Source organism: Streptomyces sp. NPDC027189, assembly GCF_055566975.1.
Genome location: NZ_JBVHRI010000013.1, coordinates 103,917 through 118,851 on the forward strand (window position 1 = coordinate 103,917; position 14,935 = coordinate 118,851).

Sequence of the window (14,935 nt, forward strand, 5' to 3'; positions counted from 1 at the left end):
CACCAGCGACATGAAGCCGAACCGAGCCTGTCACGCACCGTTGACAGGCTCGGTCGGCATCTAGGTGCCATGCCTCCAGCGCGAGACGAGAGCCATGTACGACGAACAGCAGCAAGCAGCCACCGGCCCCCTCGCCGGATTCACCGTGGGCGTGACGGCCGCGCGCCGGGCCGACGAGCTCGGGGCGCTGCTCCAGCGGCGTGGCGCCTCCGTCGTGCACGCGCCGGCCCTGCGTATCGTGCCGCTCGCCGACGACAGCGAGCTGCTCGCCGCCACCAAGGAACTGATCGACCAGGCACCGGACGTCGTGGTGGCCACGACCGCCATCGGGTTCCGGGGCTGGGTCGAGGCCGCCGACGGGTGGGGGCTCGGCGAGGACCTGCTCGCCCGGCTCCGCGGGGTCGAGCTGCTCGCCCGCGGGCCCAAGGTCAAGGGGTCGATACGGGCCCAGGGCCTGACCGAGGCCTGGTCTCCGTCCTCCGAGTCCATGGCCGAGGTCCTCGACCGGCTCCTGGACGAGGGGGTCGACGGGCGCCGCATCGCCATCCAGCTGCACGGCGAGCCGCTGCCGGGATTCGTGGAGTCGCTGCGCGCCGCGGGCGCCGAGGTCGTCGGGGTCCCCGTGTACCGGTGGATGCCGCCGGAGGACATCGGGCCCGTCGACCGGCTGCTCGACGCGGCCGTCACCCGGGGCCTGGACGCGCTCACCTTCACCAGCGCGCCCGCCGCCGCCTCCCTGCTGTCCCGGGCGGAGCACCGGGGACTGCTTCCGGAACTTCTCGCCGCCCTCCACCACGACGTGCTGCCCGCCTGCGTCGGCCCGGTCACCGCGCTGCCGCTGCAGGCCCTGGGCGTCGACACGGTCCAGCCCGAACGCTTCCGGCTCGGCCCCCTCGTACAGCTGCTGTGCCAGGAACTGCCGGGGCGGGCCAGGACTTTGCCCATCGCCGGGCACCGGGTGGAGATCCGCGGGCACGCCGTGATGGTGGACGGGGCGCTGCGACCCGTGCCGCCGGCCGGGATGTCGCTGCTGCGGGCCCTGTCGCGGCGGCCCGGCTGGGTGGTGGCCCGGGCCGAGCTGCTGCGCGCGCTGCCGGGTGCCGGGCGGGACGAGCACGCCGTCGAGACGGCGATGGCCCGGCTGCGTACGGCACTGGGCGCGCCCAAGCTCATCCAGACGGTGGTCAAGCGCGGCTACCGGCTCGCGCTCGACCCGGCCGCGGACGCCAAGTACGCCGACGCGTAAGACCTTCCGGACCTTCCGTACAGAAGGAGCGCGCGTGCCAGGCACGCCAGCGCGAGCGTCGAGAGCAGAGCCCGTACGACGTTCCAGGCCACCCATGTGTCCTCGAACTTCTCGCGTACGGCGGCCGGGTCGGCGATCTTCGCCGGGTCGCCGGCGTTCGCGAGGTCGTTGTTGAGCGGGATGTTCACGACGACGGTGAAGAGGAAGGCCAGCGCGTACGCGGCGAGGGCCGCGAACACCCACCACCGGTACGGGGAGTTCCGCAACTGCCAGGCGGAGATCGCCGTCAGGGCCGACGCGCCCATGAAGCTCAGGAAGAACACCGGGTTCTGGATCACGTCGTTGATGTTCTGCATGACCTCGATGAAGACGCGGTCGTCGCTGCGGGCCAGCGACGGCATGACGTCGCAGGCGAATATGTAGAAGACCCCGGCGATCAAGCCCATCGCGACCGTGGCCGCGCCCAGTACACCTCCGGCGGTCGTACGCCGCCCCGTGCTGTTGTCTGTCATGTCCTTGAGTCAACCGGCGCCGCGGCACGGGTGACATGGCTCAGACGCGCGGCCCCATAAGCGCGCGTCCAGCAGATGAGCGGTATTGAGTCTTCCGGCCACGCGTGCGGGCATGCACTGTAGGGGGTACGACAGCGGGTAACCCCAAGGCGGTGACAGGCACATGGCATCGGGCATGGCCACGGCCTCGTACGAGCTGCGGTTCGACTCCGGGCGGATCTGCCTGGACCTGACGGCGACCACCCATCCCGAGGAACGGCTCGACTCGGCCGCCCGGCTGCGCGCCTGGATCGCCGCGTCGGGACTCGTGCCCGCGGGGACGCCGCTGGCATCGGTCGACGCGACATGGCTGCTCGGCTTCCGTGAACTGCGCGGACACGTCGCCCAGTTGGTGCGCGGCGAGCTCGACGCGCGGCCCGCCGACGCGGCACTCGCCCGCGTCAACGCGGTCGCGCTGGACACCCCGCCCGCGCCCTGGGCGGTACGCGCGGACGACGGTTCGCTGCACCGCAGGCTGCGCACCTCGCCCGGCTGCGCCGAACTGCTCTCCGTCGTCGCCCGGGACGCCCTGGAACTGCTCACCGATCCGGTGGCGCGGGCGAGCCTGAGGCAGTGCGAGGGGGACAACTGTCCGATCGTCTACCTCGACACCTCCCGGGGCCGGCGCCGACGATGGTGTTCCAGTGAGGTGTGCGGCAACCGGGAGCGGGTGGCCCGGCACCGCCGCCGGGCGGCTCTCGCACGTGCGTGAGCGGGCGCCCCGTGTCCGCGCGTGATCCTCCGGACCCTCCACGTACGGGACATTCGGACGTTCCGCGGGATGTGATCCTCCCCACTCCGGCCCCGAGTGGTCCTTCCGGTCGTGGATCAGCGCGCGGGCCCGGATGTGACCCGTACGTGACCCCCCGACCGCATCCAGTTTTCAGAAAGCCCTTCAACTCCCTCTTCACACCCTGACCAAGAAATATGTGCGACCACTTTGAACACGCGCCCGCCTGCGCACGTACCCGGAGATGAGCGACCGACTGGGGGAACCCCCGGACACCGGAGGTAGGCGTGCGCAAGGATTCCGCCGTGGCTGATGAACGAAGGCCAAGGGCCCGACATCGCATGTCCCAGCAGTCCTCGTCGACCGAACCCGACGAGGAGCTGATGCGTGCGTTGTACCGGGAACACGCGGGACCCCTGCTTGCCTACGTGCTGCGGCTGGTCGCCGGAGACCGGCAGCGCGCCGAGGACGTCGTGCAGGAAACGCTCATCCGTGCCTGGAAGAACGCCGGTCAGCTCAATCGTGCGACCGGTTCGGTACGACCCTGGCTGGTGACGGTTGCCCGGCGCATCGTCATCGACGGCCACCGCAGCCGGCAGGCCCGGCCGCAGGAGGTGGACCCGTCACCGCTGGAGGTCATCCCCGCGGAGGACGAGATCGACAAGGCGTTGTGGCTGATGACACTGTCGGACGCGCTGGACGACCTGACCCCTGCTCACAGGGAAGTTCTGGTCGAAACGTACTTCAAAGGGCGTACGGTCAATGAGGCGGCCGAGACGCTCGGCATACCCAGCGGCACCGTGCGCTCCCGGGTGTTCTACGCCCTGCGCTCGATGAAGCTGGCGCTGGAGGAGCGGGGGGTGACGGCATGAACACGTACGGGGGTTACGGAACGGGCGGTCCAGGGGCCATGCAGGGACCACAGGGACAGCAGAACCCGGGTGACAACATCCACGAGACCGTCGGCGCCTACGCGCTCGGGATTCTCGACGACGCCGAAGCAACCGCTTTCGAGGGACACCTCGCCACCTGCGAGTGGTGCGCCCAGCAGCTCGACGAGCTTGCCGGGATGGAACCGATGCTCGCCGCGCTCGCGGATCTGCCCGCCTCCCAGGGCACACCGGCCATCGGTGAGTCGCTGTCCGCCCGCCCGAGCCCACGGCTTGCGGAACGGCTGGTCGACGAGGTCTCCGAGCGGCGCGCCCTGAAGCGCCGGCGCGGGATGTACCTGGTGGCGGCCGCGGCCGCGCTGATCATCGGCGGTCCGCTGACGGTGATGGCGGTCAACGGCGGCGGTACCAGCAATGAGGCCGGGATGGCGCACCCCACGAGCCCGGCCAGGGCCGCCTTCGACGTCATGAAGGACAGGGTCTCGGCCACGGACCCGAGCACCAAGGTCAACGCCGTGGTCGCCGTCGAGAAGAAGGACTGGGGCACCCACGCCGTCCTCCAGCTCAAGAACGTCAAGGGCCCGCTCAAGTGCTCCCTGATCGCCGTCGGCAAGAACGGCGAGCGCGAGACGGTGACCTCCTGGGCGGTCCCGAAGTGGGGTTACGGCGTCCCCAACGCCAAGACCGAAGAGGCGAAATCCCCGCTCTACGTGCACGGCGGCGCGGCCTTCTCGCCCAATGAGATCGACCACTTCGAGGTCATGACCTTCGACGGGAAGCGGCTCGTGGAGGTGGACGCGTGAGCGAACCCCTCGCGCGCACGTAGCCTGGCGGGGCCCCCTTCGCGTACGGTTGACGGCTGCCCAGCACGTCAGAAGGGGGCCCGGTGGCCGCTCAGGCTCAGCAGGAAACCGCGCTCGGCTCGGTCCGCGAATCCGCGAAGGACGACTCCGTCAAGGACGACTCCGTACGGGACCGGGAGATCAGCGTCGAACAGGAACATCTGGACCGGGTGTACCGGCGCCTCGAGGAGAAGATCCACGAGGCGGAGTTCCTGATGAACGACGCCGCCAAGCGCGGTCAGGTCGGTACGCCGGGGGCGCTCGCGGAGCGGGACGCCCAGGTGTTCCGCGCGGGAATTCACCTCAACCGCCTCAACAACGAGTTCGAGGACTTCCTCTTCGGCCGTATCGACCTGCTCCTGGGGAAGGACGGCAAGAAGGGCCCGGACGGCGCGTACACGGCGGTGGAACCGGCCGAGGGCGCCGTCCGCGAGGACAACAGCGCCGACATCGCCGAGACGCTCCACATCGGCCGGATCGGCGTCCTCGACGCGGACTACGCGCCACTGGTCATCGACTGGCGGGCGCCCGCCGCGGCCCCCTTCTACCGCTCCACGCCGGTCGACCCGGGACGTGTCGTACGCCGTCGGGTCATCCGCTCCAAGGGGCGCAAGGTCCTCGGTGTCGAGGACGACCTGATGCGCCCGGAGCTGAAGGCCGCCCTGGACGGCCGTGAACTCCCGGTGATCGGCGACGGCGCGCTGATGGCCGCGCTCGGGCAGGCCCGCAGCCACACCATGCGCGACATCGTGGCGTCCATCCAGGCCGAGCAGGACCTGGTGATCCGGGCGCCCGCCGCGTCCGTGACGTACGTGGAGGGCGGCCCGGGCACGGGCAAGACGGCGGTGGCCCTGCACCGGGCGGCGTACCTGCTCTACCAGGACCGTCGCCGTTACGCGGGCGGCATCCTGATCGTCTCCCCGACCCCGCTGCTGGTTGCCTACACCGAGGGCGTCCTCCCCTCCCTCGGCGAGGAGGGCCAGGTCGCCATCCGCGCGATCGGCTCGCTCGTCGACGGCGCGGAGGCCACGCTGTACGACTCCCCGGCGGTGGCCCGCGCCAAGGGCTCGTACCGGATGCTGAAGGTGCTGCGGAAGGCGGCGCGCGGGGTGCTGGAGGGGCCCGGCGGCGGCTCCGGGCGTTCCGCCGGGGGTACGGACACCATCCACGGCAGGACCGACGCGGCCGGAGTCTCGGGGAACGGCGGCGTGGACGCACTGGGCACCGGCCTGCGGGCCGGCGACCGCGGCCCCCACGCCGAGCAGCTCGCCTTCGGCGAGGAGGCCGGGGCCGCCGGGCAGGGCGGCCCGGAGGGTGGGGCCCCCGCCGGTCCGCCCACCCGCCTTCGCGTCGTTGCCTTCGGGCGGCGGCTGGAGCTGGAGGCGGCCGAGCTGGACCGGATCAAGCGCAACGCACTCGGCGGGACCGCGCCCGTCAACCTGCTGCGACCCCGCGCCCGCAAGCTGCTGCTCGACGCGCTGTGGGCGCAGTCGGGCGCCGGGACGCGGCACACGGACCCGGAGCTGGCCGCCGAGCTGCGGTCGTCGTTCGACGAGGACATCACGTCCGAGCACGACTTCATCGAGTTCCTGGACGCGTGGTGGCCGGAGCTGACCCCCCGCAGCGTGCTGGCCGCCATGGCCGACGAGCGGCGGCTCGGACGCTGGGCGCGGCGGATCCTCAACCCCGGCGAGATCCGCCGGGTGGCGCGCTCGTTCAAGCGGGACGGTTTGTCCGTTCATGACGTGGCCATCCTTGACGAGCTCCAGGCGATCCTCGGCAGCCCGGCCCGGCCCAGGAAGAGGCGCGACCTCGATCCGCTCGACCACCTCACGGGGCTCGAGGAGCTCATGCCCGCACGCGAGGAGTCGCAGCGCGAGCGCGCCGAGCGGCTGGCGCAGGAGCGGACCGAGTACGCGCACGTCATCGTCGACGAGGCGCAGGACCTCACGCCCATGCAGTGGCGCATGGTCGGGCGGCGGGGCCGGCACGCCACCTGGACGGTGGTCGGCGACCCGGCTCAGTCCTCGTGGTCCGACCCGGACGAGGCCGCCGAGGCCCGTGACGAGGCCCTCGGGACCCGGCCCCGGCGCCGCTTCACCCTCACCGTCAACTACCGAAACCCCGCCGAGATCGCCGAGCTGGCCGCCAAGGTCCTCGCCCTCGCCATGCCCGGCTCCGAGTCCCCGTCCGCCGTACGCTCGACCGGCGTCGAGCCGCGTTTTGTGACGACGAACCATGGACACAGCGCCGTCGTGAGGCACTCACTCGCGCAGGCGGTGCACGCCGAGGCGGCGCGCCTCCTCGACCGGGTGGACGGCACCGTGGGTGTCGTCGTCGCCATGAACCGGCGCGAGGAGGCCGCACGCTGGCTCGCCGGGCTCGGCGACCGCGTGGTGGCGCTCGGCAGCCTGGAGGCCAAGGGGCTGGAGTACGACGCGACGGTGGTCGTCTCGCCCGCGGAGATCGCCGACGAGTCGCCCGCGGGGCTGCGCGTGCTGTACGTGGCCCTCACCCGGGCTACGCAGCAGCTGACCGTTGTTTCCGGTGAGCGGGACCAAGCCGACGCGAACGGGGTGCCTGATCTGCTCCGGGACTGATGTGAGCGCCTTTGTCCTGCCCACCCATCCGTCTCGCCCCACTGGAAAGAACTCTCGGGACGGGAATTGCCTTACGGGGATCGTTTGTTACCGTTGACGTGGCACCGGCCCGATCCAAGCCCCCGGGCCCAACCTTCGTCGCTACGAGCGACCACTTGCCGCGAGGCGAGCATGGCGGGTCGGTGTCATTGAACGTCCGAGAGGCCCACGTCACCACGTGACGTGGGCCTCTTTTGTTGTGCTCTCGCTTCTCGTATGGTGGAAGAAGTTTTCCGAAAGTTTCCGCCGCTCACGAACAAAACGTTCGCAATCCGGGGCGGCTACCGCGTACTCGACGGTAGGTGCGACGATCGGACGGCATACCAGCGACACGGTGAAAGCAGAGGAAGTCGGCCATGGCAACGGCGCCCAGCGTCTCCTACTCGATTACGGTCCGGCTGGAGGTGCCCGCGAGCGGAACCGCGGTGTCCCAGATCACCACGGCCGTAGAGTCCCACGGAGGCTCGGTGACCGGCCTCGACGTGACCGCCTCCGGCCACGAGAAGCTCCGGATCGACGTCACCATCGCCGCGACCTCCACGGCCCACGCCGACGAGATCGTCCAGCAGCTGCGCGGCATCGAGGGCGTCACGCTCGGCAAGGTCTCCGACCGTACGTTCCTCATGCACCTCGGCGGCAAGATCGAGATGCAGTCCAAGCATCCGATCCGCAACCGTGACGACCTGTCCATGATCTACACCCCGGGTGTGGCCCGGGTGTGCATGGCGATCGCCGAGAACCCCGAGGACGCCCGCCGTCTGACCATCAAGCGCAACTCCGTTGCGGTCGTGACGGACGGCTCGGCCGTGCTGGGTCTCGGAAACATCGGGCCCAAGGCCGCCCTCCCCGTCATGGAGGGCAAGGCGGCCCTCTTCAAGCGCTTCGCCGGCATCGACGCCTGGCCGCTGTGCCTGGACACCCAGGACACCGACGCGATCGTCGAGATCGTGAAGGCGATCGCCCCCGGCTTCGCGGGCATCAACCTGGAGGACATCTCCGCGCCGCGCTGCTTCGAGATCGAGGCGCGGCTGCGTGAAGCCCTCGACATCCCGGTCTTCCACGACGACCAGCACGGCACCGCGATCGTCGTACTCGCCGCCCTGACCAACGCACTTCGCGTGGCCGGCAAGGCGATCGGCGACATTCGCGTCGTCATGTCCGGCGCGGGCGCGGCCGGTACGGCCATCCTCAAGCTGCTCCTCGCCGCGGGCGTCAAGAACGCCGTCGTCGCCGACATCCACGGCGTCGTGCACGCCGACCGCGCCGACCTGGTGGACGCCACCCCGGACTCGGCGCTGCGCTGGATCGCCGACAACACCAACCCCGAGGGCCTCACCGGCACGTTGAAGGAGGCCGTGCGCGGCGCCGACGTCTTCATCGGCGTCTCCGCTCCGAACGTGCTCGACGGCGATGACGTGGCCGCCATGGCCGACGAAGCCATCGTGTTCGCGCTCGCGAACCCCGACCCCGAGGTCGACCCGGCAATCGCCCGCCAGACGGCGGCAGTTGTCGCCACCGGCCGCTCCGACTTCCCCAACCAGATCAACAACGTCCTGGTCTTTCCGGGCGTCTTCCGTGGCCTCCTGGACGCCCAGTCGCGTACGGTCAACACGGAGATGATGCTGGCCGCCGCGACCGCCCTCGCGGACGTGGTGACCGAGGACGAGCTCAACCCGAACTACATCATCCCCAGCGTCTTCAACGACAAGGTCGCGGGCGCGGTCGCCGGAGCGGTGCGCAACGCCGCGCGGGCGGCGGGGGTGACGGAAGCGGACAACACGACCGTGTGAGCGCGGCCGTGCCGCGGCTGTGACGGGTGCCACGACCGCGCCGGATCCCGGCGCGTCGTGGACGCGGGACCTGTGGCCGCCTTTAGGGTGGCGGCCAGGCTCAGCCCTGCCCAGGCCTCTGCAGGGCCTTTTCGTGTGACTCCCAAGGGTGTTCGTGTGACTCCCAGGGGTGCCGGATTGGCTTTCCCGCCGCAGGTGGGGGCAGGATGCGTCTTCGGGCGCGAGGGTCTGGCTACGGACCCGGGTCCGGGGACCGACCGAGGACCCTGGCAGCATCGACTCCGCTGTGCCCAATATGCGGCTCCGCCGCGTGGCACGCCTCAACGGCAAGAAGAACACGGGAGTAACAACATGAACCGCAGTGAGCTGGTGGCCGCGCTGGCCGACCGCGCCGAGGTGACCCGCAAGGACGCCGACGCCGTTCTGGCCGCGTTCGCCGAGACCGTCGGCGAGATCGTCGCCAAGGGCGACGAGAAGGTCACCATCCCCGGCTTCCTGACCTTCGAGCGCACCCACCGTGCCGCTCGCACCGCGCGCAACCCGCAGACCGGCGACCCGATCCAGATCCCGGCCGGCTACAGCGTGAAGGTCTCCGCGGGCTCCAAGCTCAAGGAAGCCGCCAAGGGCAAGTAAGCCCACCTGTACGTTCCCGTACGCCACGGGACGCGTACGAGGCGCCAGTAACGCCAATGGGGCGGCCCCCTTCACCGGGGGCCGCCCCATCGTCGTACGTACGACTGCCGCTGTTACCCGAGCGCCTTGCCCGGCAGCTCCACCTTCGCGCCGAGCTCCACGAGCTTCTCCATGCTGTGTCTATCCGGGGGGTAACCCCCGGCCCCCAGCCGGGAGCGGCGCTGCCCCCGGGCCGGGGGTGAAGCGACTGCTGTTATCCGAGTGCCTTGCCCGGCAGCTCCACCTTCGCACCGAGCTCCACGAGCTTCTCCATGAAGTTCTCGTAGCCGCGGTTGATGAGGTCGATGCCGTGGACCCGGGAGGTGCCCTGGGCCGCGAGGGCGGCGATCAGGTACGAGAAGCCGCCGCGGAGGTCGGGGATGACCAGGTCGGCGCCCTGGAGCTTCGTCGGGCCCGAAACGACGGCCGAGTGCAGGAAGTTGCGCTGGCCGAAGCGGCAGTTCGAGCCGCCGAGGCACTCGCGGTAGAGCTGGATGTGCGCGCCCATCTGGTTGAGCGCGGAGGTGAAGCCCAGGCGGGACTCGTACACCGTCTCGTGGATGATCGAGAGGCCGGTCGCCTGCGTGAGGGCGACGACGAGCGGCTGCTGCCAGTCGGTCTGGAAGCCGGGGTGGACGTCCGTCTCCAGGGCGATCGACTTGAGCTGGCTGCCCGGGTGCCAGAAGCGGATGCCCTCGTCGTCGATCTCGAAGGCGCCGCCCACCTTGCGGTAGGTGTTCAGGAACGTCATCATCGAGCGCTGCTGGGCGCCGCGGACGTAGATGTTGCCTTCGGTCGCCAGCGCCGCGGAGGCCCAGGAGGCGGCCTCCAGGCGGTCCGGGAGGGCCGCGTGGGTGTAACCGCCGAGGCTGTCCACACCCGTGATGCGGATCGTCCGGTCGGTGTCCATGGCGATGATCGCGCCCATCTTCTGCAGGACGCAGATGAGGTCCTCGATCTCGGGCTCCACGGCGGCGTTGGCGAGCTCGGTGACGCCCTCGGCCAGAACGGCCGTCAGCAGCACCTGCTCGGTGGCGCCGACGGACGGGTACGGCAGCCGGATCTTGGTGCCGCGCAGCCGCTGCGGGGCCTCCAGGTACTGGCCGTCCGCCCGCTTCTCGATCTTCGCGCCGAACTGCCGCAGCACCTCGAAGTGGAAGTCGATCGGCCGCCCGCCGATGTCGCAGCCACCGAGCCCCGGGATGAACGCGTGCCCCAAACGGTGCAACAGCGGGCCACAGAACAGAATCGGGATGCGCGACGAACCCGCGTGGGCATCGATGTCGGCGACGTTCGCGCTCTCGACGTGCGACGGGTCGAGCACCAGCTCACCCGGCTCCTCACCCGGACGGACCGTCACACCGTGCAGCTGCAGCAGACCGCGTACGACGCGCACGTCGCGGATGTCGGGGACATTGCGCAGCCGGCTCGGCGCGCTGCCCAGCAGGGCGGCGACCATGGCCTTGGGTACGAGATTCTTCGCACCGCGGACACGGATCTCGCCCTCAAGCGGGGTTCCGCCGTGGACAAGCAGGACATCGTCGTTGACGGTCATGTATCTCGCGTTCCGGTGAGTTGGGCAGGTTCGAGTCGTCGGCAAGCCGGTTTGCGGGAGCCGATGAGCAAGGGTAATAGCCGCCCACCCCCCTTCAGTAAGCCCAAGTACCACCCAGCTACGTCATAGCTTTGCCACAACACGAACCGTTCCGAATCGGGCACACGGGGTCACCGGTTCGGGCGTGCGCGGGGGTCGCTTCTTTGCGCCCTGAGCTGCATTCACTCCCGTACCGGCATTGCCTCCCCACATGAAGGGAAGATGCGGGATCATGTCTGGCATGACCGAGGTGTCCTCGCTCACAGGGCGGCTGCTCGTGGCCACGCCCGCCCTGGCGGACCCGAACTTCGATCGCGCGGTGGTGCTGCTCCTCGACCACGACGAGGAGGGCTCCCTGGGCGTCGTCCTCAACCGGCCCACACCGGTGGACGTCGGCGACATCCTGGAGGCCTGGGCGGACCTGGCCGGCGAGCCCGGCGTCGTCTTCCAAGGCGGCCCGGTGTCGCTGGACTCGGCGCTGGGCGTCGCGGTCATCCCGGGCGGCGCGTCCAGTGAACGCGCGCCCCTCGGCTGGCGGCGTGTGCACGGTGCGATCGGCCTCGTCGACCTGGAGGCCCCGCCCGAGATCCTCGCCTCGGCCCTCGGCTCACTGAGAATCTTCGCCGGGTACGCGGGCTGGGGCCCGGGTCAGCTGGAGGACGAACTGGTCGAGGGCGCCTGGTACGTCGTCGAGTCCGAACCCGGAGACGTCTCCTCCCCGTCACCCGAACGGCTCTGGCGCGAGGTCTTGCGCCGCCAGCGCAATGAGCTGGCGATGGTGGCGACGTATCCGGACGACCCGTCGCTCAACTGATGCGCGCGGGCTTCAGTACCCTTGCACTCATGAGCACTCTTGAGCCTGAGACCCAGCCCCAGCGAGGCACGGGGACGGGGACCCTCGTAGAGCCGACGCCGCAGGTGTCGCACGGCGACGGGGACCACGAGCGCTTCGCCCACTATGTCCAGAAGGACAAGATCATGGCGAGCGCCCTCGACGGCACGCCCGTCGTGGCCCTCTGCGGCAAGGTGTGGGTCCCGGGCCGTGACCCGAAGAAGTACCCCGTGTGCCCCATGTGCAAGGAGATCTACGAGTCCATGGGTGCCGGCGGCGACAAGGGCAAGGACGGCAAGGGCGGCGACAAGAAGTAACGCCCCCGGGTCGCCCGGCGCAGTAGGCCGCGTAGACCGAGCACGGCCGCGGTGCCCCAGGTCAGGGGCGCCGCGGTCTTGTCGTACCCGGGGGTGGGGCGTGGAGTTGTTGCTGCGGGCGCGGGAGCTGGCGGAGGCGCGGAAGTACCGCGAGAGCCGGGCGCTGGTGGAGCGGGCGGAGCCGGAGAGCGCGGAGGAATTGAGCCTGGCCGCGCTGGTGCTGGTGGAACTCCGGGATCCGCAGGCGGCCTTGCCGTTGGCCCGGCGGGCGGTCGCGCTCGCTCCGGACTGCTGGCAGGGGCATCTCGCCCTCGCCGATGCCGCCGGTCAACTGCGGCGGTGGAAGGAATCGGTCGCCGCCGGCCGTACGGCCGTGGCGCTGGCGCCGGAGGAGGCGGCGGCGCATCGGGCGTTGGCCGTGGCCCTGAACAGAACGCTGGGCGGCGGCCGAGAGTCCAGACAGGAAGCGAAGCGCGCCAAAGAGCTGGGCGGTCGCCGTGCGATGCGGATGCCGGGGCGGCACAGTCCGTGGCTGCTCCTCATGCTCGTGCCGGTGCTGCTCTCCGGCACGCTGCTGCTGGTGCGTGACTGGTCGGACGGTGTCGAGAACGTGCTCCAGCTGTTGCGCATCGTTCCGATGGGGGTGGTTCTGCTGTGTGTGGTGGCGCCCAGTCGGGCCGGCCTCACCTGGCGCGAGCGCATCGCCGAGATACGGGCCGCGAACGATGAGCGGTACGGCGGAGGGGGCCGCGCGGCACGCGGGCGGGCCGGTCTTGCCGCGGCTCCCTGGGGGTTCGCGGTGGGCTTTGGCACCGGAGCGCTCGCCCAGTTCGGGAAGTTCGGGAGCCCGTTGCCCGCGTCGTTCGCCGTGCCGGCGGTGCTGGTCGGCGCCTGCGTGGTGCCGATGCTCGCACGGCGCACCGTACGTCTCTGGTACGGGGAGCGCTTCCTGCGTGAGGTGTTCGTGCCGAGTCTCGCGGTGCGGGTCCATCTCGTCGCCGCCGGCGGGCTCGGCGGGGGCGTCCTGCTGCTGACGCTCGGGGACGCGCCGCGGGAGACATGGCAGGTGCTGCTCACGTCGACCGTTGTGTGGGGGCTGTTCTGCCTGGTGTCCGTACCGTTCCTTCCGGGGCCGGAGGAGGCCGAGACGAAGGCGGACCGGGGGGCCGGGGAGCAGGTCACCGACGCCTGACCGTTGCGTCGCGACAGGGCCGCCGATGGTGTGACCGTTGCACGGAGTGCGTCCCGTGGTCACAGAGTGGTTGAGACCTCTTGTGGGCATGTTCATGTACTCCATAGCCTCCGGAGTGTTGTGCAGAGCAAAACCGCCATTGCGCATGTTGCAACGCACCCCCACCGGAGGATGCTCGATGAAGCTCTCTGCGAAGCTCCCTGTCCGAACCGCCGCCGCCCTCGCGGCCCTTGTCGTCGCCACCGCCTGCGCCCCCCAGACCTCCGACAACTCCTCCTCCGGCAAGGACGAGAAGACCGGCACTCTGCGCGTCTGGCTCTTCCAGGAGGTCAACAACGCGCCGAAGCAGAAGGTCGTCGACGCGGCGCTCGACACCTTCAAGAAGGCCCACAAGGGCACCAAGGTCACCGTCGAATACATCCCCGTGGAGACCCGCGCCCAGCGCATCAAGGCCGCCTTCAACGACCCCAAGAGCGCCCCGGACGTCATCGAGTACGGCAACACGGACACGGCCGGCTACGTGAAGGACGGCGGACTCGCCGACGTCACCAAGGAGTTCACCGACTGGAACGAGGCCAAGGACACCGACCCGACGGCCAGGCAGTCGGTGACGGTGGACGGCAGGATCTACGGCGCCCCGTACTTCGTCGGCGTACGCGCCCTCTACTACCGCACCGACGTCCTCAAGGGACTGGGCCTCGAAGTCCCGAAGACCCAGGCCGAGTTGGCCGATACCGCCCGGAAGATCCACGCGGCGAAGCCCGACCTGTACGGTCTCGCGGTCGGCGGTGCCTACACCTACGGCGCGATGCCGTTCATCTGGTCCAACGGTGGTGAACTCGCCGAGGGCAAGGGCGGTTCGTACGCCTCCACCATCGACAGCGCGGACGCACAGAAGGGCATCAACGCCTACACCTCGCTCTTCGGCGACGACAACTGTCCGGCTGCCAAGTGCGCGGGCATGGGCGGCAACGACACGGTGACCGCCTTCGCCTCGGGCAAGGCGGGCATGGCCATCGGCGGTGACTTCAGCCATGCGGCGATCGAGGCCGGGAAGGTCAAGGGCAAGTACGCGGTCGTACCGCTGCCGGGTCTGAAGGCGGGCGAGATCGCCCCGGCGTTCGCGGGCGGCAACAACATCGGCGTTCTGAAGAGCACCTCGCACCGCACGCTCGCGGTCGACCTGATGAAGCAGCTGGCGTCGAAGAAGACCCAGAGAGAGCTCTTCGACGCGATGGGCTTCCTGCCGACGTACGGCGACGTGCGCGACGACGTCGCCGAGAAGGAAACGTTCGTCGCCCCCTTCGTGAAGACGCTCGCCGCGGGCGCCAAGTTCGTGCCCGCGTCGCCCGCCTGGGCGCAGATCGACGCCTCGCTCGTGCTGCCGACGATGTTTCAGGAGATCGTCAGCGGCAAGAAGGACGTGGTGGCGGCTTCGAAGGACGCGGCGAAGAAGATGAACGACGCGTTCAGCTCCGCTGGGTGAAGCCGATGAAGAAGCGCGCAGCGTCGACGGGCATCCCGCCCGAGGGCGACTCGGGCACTGACTCCGACGTCGGCCGCGGGTCCGGCTCTGGCACCGGATCCGACTCCGCGGCCGGCACCGGATCCGACCCTGGCGCCGGATTCGAACCCGGCAC

The 14,935-nt window shown here is 70.2% G+C and carries 13 protein-coding genes; 11 read left to right on the forward strand and 2 right to left on the reverse strand.

Annotated elements, in window-relative coordinates:
* Positions 1–94 precede the first annotated feature (94 nt).
* Positions 95–1,246, forward strand: coding sequence for a uroporphyrinogen-III synthase (locus ACZ4RZ_RS28365; RefSeq protein ID WP_467748764.1), 1,152 nt, complete (start codon positions 95–97; stop codon positions 1,244–1,246).
* On the opposite strand, the gene ACZ4RZ_RS28370 is transcribed toward ACZ4RZ_RS28365, so the two are convergent.
* The gene (locus tag ACZ4RZ_RS28370; protein ID WP_467748765.1) at positions 1,195–1,758 is read right to left on the reverse strand and encodes an anthrone oxygenase family protein; all 564 of its coding nucleotides are present in this window, start codon (positions 1,756–1,758) and stop codon (positions 1,195–1,197) included. The genes ACZ4RZ_RS28365 and ACZ4RZ_RS28370 overlap by 52 nt on opposite strands.
* A gap of 163 nt (positions 1,759–1,921) precedes the next feature.
* On the opposite strand from ACZ4RZ_RS28370, the gene ACZ4RZ_RS28375 reads away from it, so the two are divergent.
* The 6 genes from ACZ4RZ_RS28375 to ACZ4RZ_RS28400 all read left to right on the forward strand — a co-directional run bounded on the left by ACZ4RZ_RS28375 (position 1,922) and on the right by ACZ4RZ_RS28400 (position 9,321).
* Positions 1,922–2,509, forward strand: a complete 588-nt coding sequence (locus ACZ4RZ_RS28375; protein WP_467748767.1) for a CGNR zinc finger domain-containing protein — start codon at positions 1,922–1,924, stop codon at positions 2,507–2,509.
* 359 nt (positions 2,510–2,868) lie between these two features.
* Positions 2,869–3,399: a sigma-70 family RNA polymerase sigma factor gene (locus ACZ4RZ_RS28380; protein ID WP_037619265.1), complete on the forward strand. Its 531-nt coding sequence runs from the start codon at positions 2,869–2,871 to the stop codon at positions 3,397–3,399.
* A complete protein-coding gene (locus ACZ4RZ_RS28385) occupies positions 3,396–4,220 on the forward strand; it encodes an anti-sigma factor family protein (protein WP_467748769.1) in 825 nt (274 codons plus the stop codon). The genes ACZ4RZ_RS28380 and ACZ4RZ_RS28385 overlap by 4 nt, the downstream gene beginning before the upstream one ends.
* A gap of 83 nt (positions 4,221–4,303) precedes the next feature.
* Entirely contained in the window at positions 4,304–6,859 is a 2,556-nt protein-coding gene (locus tag ACZ4RZ_RS28390; protein ID WP_467748771.1) for a HelD family protein, read from the forward strand.
* Between the two features lie 395 nt (positions 6,860–7,254).
* Entirely contained in the window at positions 7,255–8,688 is a 1,434-nt protein-coding gene (locus tag ACZ4RZ_RS28395; RefSeq protein WP_467748772.1) for an NAD-dependent malic enzyme, read from the forward strand.
* A 351-nt stretch (positions 8,689–9,039) separates the two neighbouring features.
* A complete protein-coding gene (locus tag ACZ4RZ_RS28400) occupies positions 9,040–9,321 on the forward strand; it encodes an HU family DNA-binding protein (protein WP_007382399.1) in 282 nt (93 codons plus the stop codon).
* A gap of 253 nt (positions 9,322–9,574) precedes the next feature.
* Here the strand turns inward: ACZ4RZ_RS28400 and murA are convergent, their stop codons facing one another.
* Positions 9,575–10,915, reverse strand: coding sequence for a UDP-N-acetylglucosamine 1-carboxyvinyltransferase (gene murA / locus ACZ4RZ_RS28405; protein ID WP_467748774.1), 1,341 nt, complete (start codon positions 10,913–10,915; stop codon positions 9,575–9,577).
* Positions 10,916–11,195: 280 nt separating this feature from the next.
* Between murA and ACZ4RZ_RS28410 the strand changes: the two genes are divergently transcribed.
* The 4 genes from ACZ4RZ_RS28410 to ACZ4RZ_RS28425 all read left to right on the forward strand — a co-directional run bounded on the left by ACZ4RZ_RS28410 (position 11,196) and on the right by ACZ4RZ_RS28425 (position 14,781).
* A complete protein-coding gene (locus tag ACZ4RZ_RS28410; protein WP_467748776.1) occupies positions 11,196–11,768 on the forward strand; it encodes a YqgE/AlgH family protein in 573 nt (190 codons plus the stop codon).
* A gap of 29 nt (positions 11,769–11,797) precedes the next feature.
* Complete coding sequence (locus ACZ4RZ_RS28415; RefSeq protein ID WP_362017694.1) at positions 11,798–12,103, forward strand: DUF3039 domain-containing protein; 306 nt, start codon at positions 11,798–11,800, stop codon at positions 12,101–12,103.
* Positions 12,104–12,203: 100 nt separating this feature from the next.
* Entirely contained in the window at positions 12,204–13,295 is a 1,092-nt protein-coding gene (locus tag ACZ4RZ_RS28420) for a hypothetical protein (protein ID WP_467748777.1), read from the forward strand.
* A 178-nt stretch (positions 13,296–13,473) separates the two neighbouring features.
* Positions 13,474–14,781 carry an extracellular solute-binding protein gene (locus ACZ4RZ_RS28425; protein ID WP_467748778.1) on the forward strand — a complete coding sequence of 436 codons (1,308 nt, stop codon included), beginning with the start codon at positions 13,474–13,476 and terminating at the stop codon, positions 14,779–14,781.
* The last annotated feature ends 154 nt before the right edge of the window (positions 14,782–14,935 follow it).

Coding starts and splice junctions, on each gene's coding strand:
- ACZ4RZ_RS28410 (WP_467748776.1), top strand. CDS start 11,196: ATGACCGAGGTGTCCTCGCTCACAGGGCGGCTGCTCGTGGCCACGCCC.
- ACZ4RZ_RS28400 (WP_007382399.1), top strand. CDS start 9,040: ATGAACCGCAGTGAGCTGGTGGCCGCGCTGGCCGACCGCGCCGAGGTG.
- ACZ4RZ_RS28375 (WP_467748767.1), top strand. CDS start 1,922: ATGGCATCGGGCATGGCCACGGCCTCGTACGAGCTGCGGTTCGACTCC.
- murA (WP_467748774.1), bottom strand. CDS start 10,915: ATGACCGTCAACGACGATGTCCTGCTTGTCCACGGCGGAACCCCGCTT.
- ACZ4RZ_RS28365 (WP_467748764.1), top strand. CDS start 95: ATGTACGACGAACAGCAGCAAGCAGCCACCGGCCCCCTCGCCGGATTC.
- ACZ4RZ_RS28425 (WP_467748778.1), top strand. CDS start 13,474: ATGAAGCTCTCTGCGAAGCTCCCTGTCCGAACCGCCGCCGCCCTCGCG.
- ACZ4RZ_RS28415 (WP_362017694.1), top strand. CDS start 11,798: ATGAGCACTCTTGAGCCTGAGACCCAGCCCCAGCGAGGCACGGGGACG.
- ACZ4RZ_RS28385 (WP_467748769.1), top strand. CDS start 3,396: ATGAACACGTACGGGGGTTACGGAACGGGCGGTCCAGGGGCCATGCAG.
- ACZ4RZ_RS28395 (WP_467748772.1), top strand. CDS start 7,255: ATGGCAACGGCGCCCAGCGTCTCCTACTCGATTACGGTCCGGCTGGAG.
- ACZ4RZ_RS28380 (WP_037619265.1), top strand. CDS start 2,869: ATGTCCCAGCAGTCCTCGTCGACCGAACCCGACGAGGAGCTGATGCGT.
- ACZ4RZ_RS28370 (WP_467748765.1), bottom strand. CDS start 1,758: ATGACAGACAACAGCACGGGGCGGCGTACGACCGCCGGAGGTGTACTG.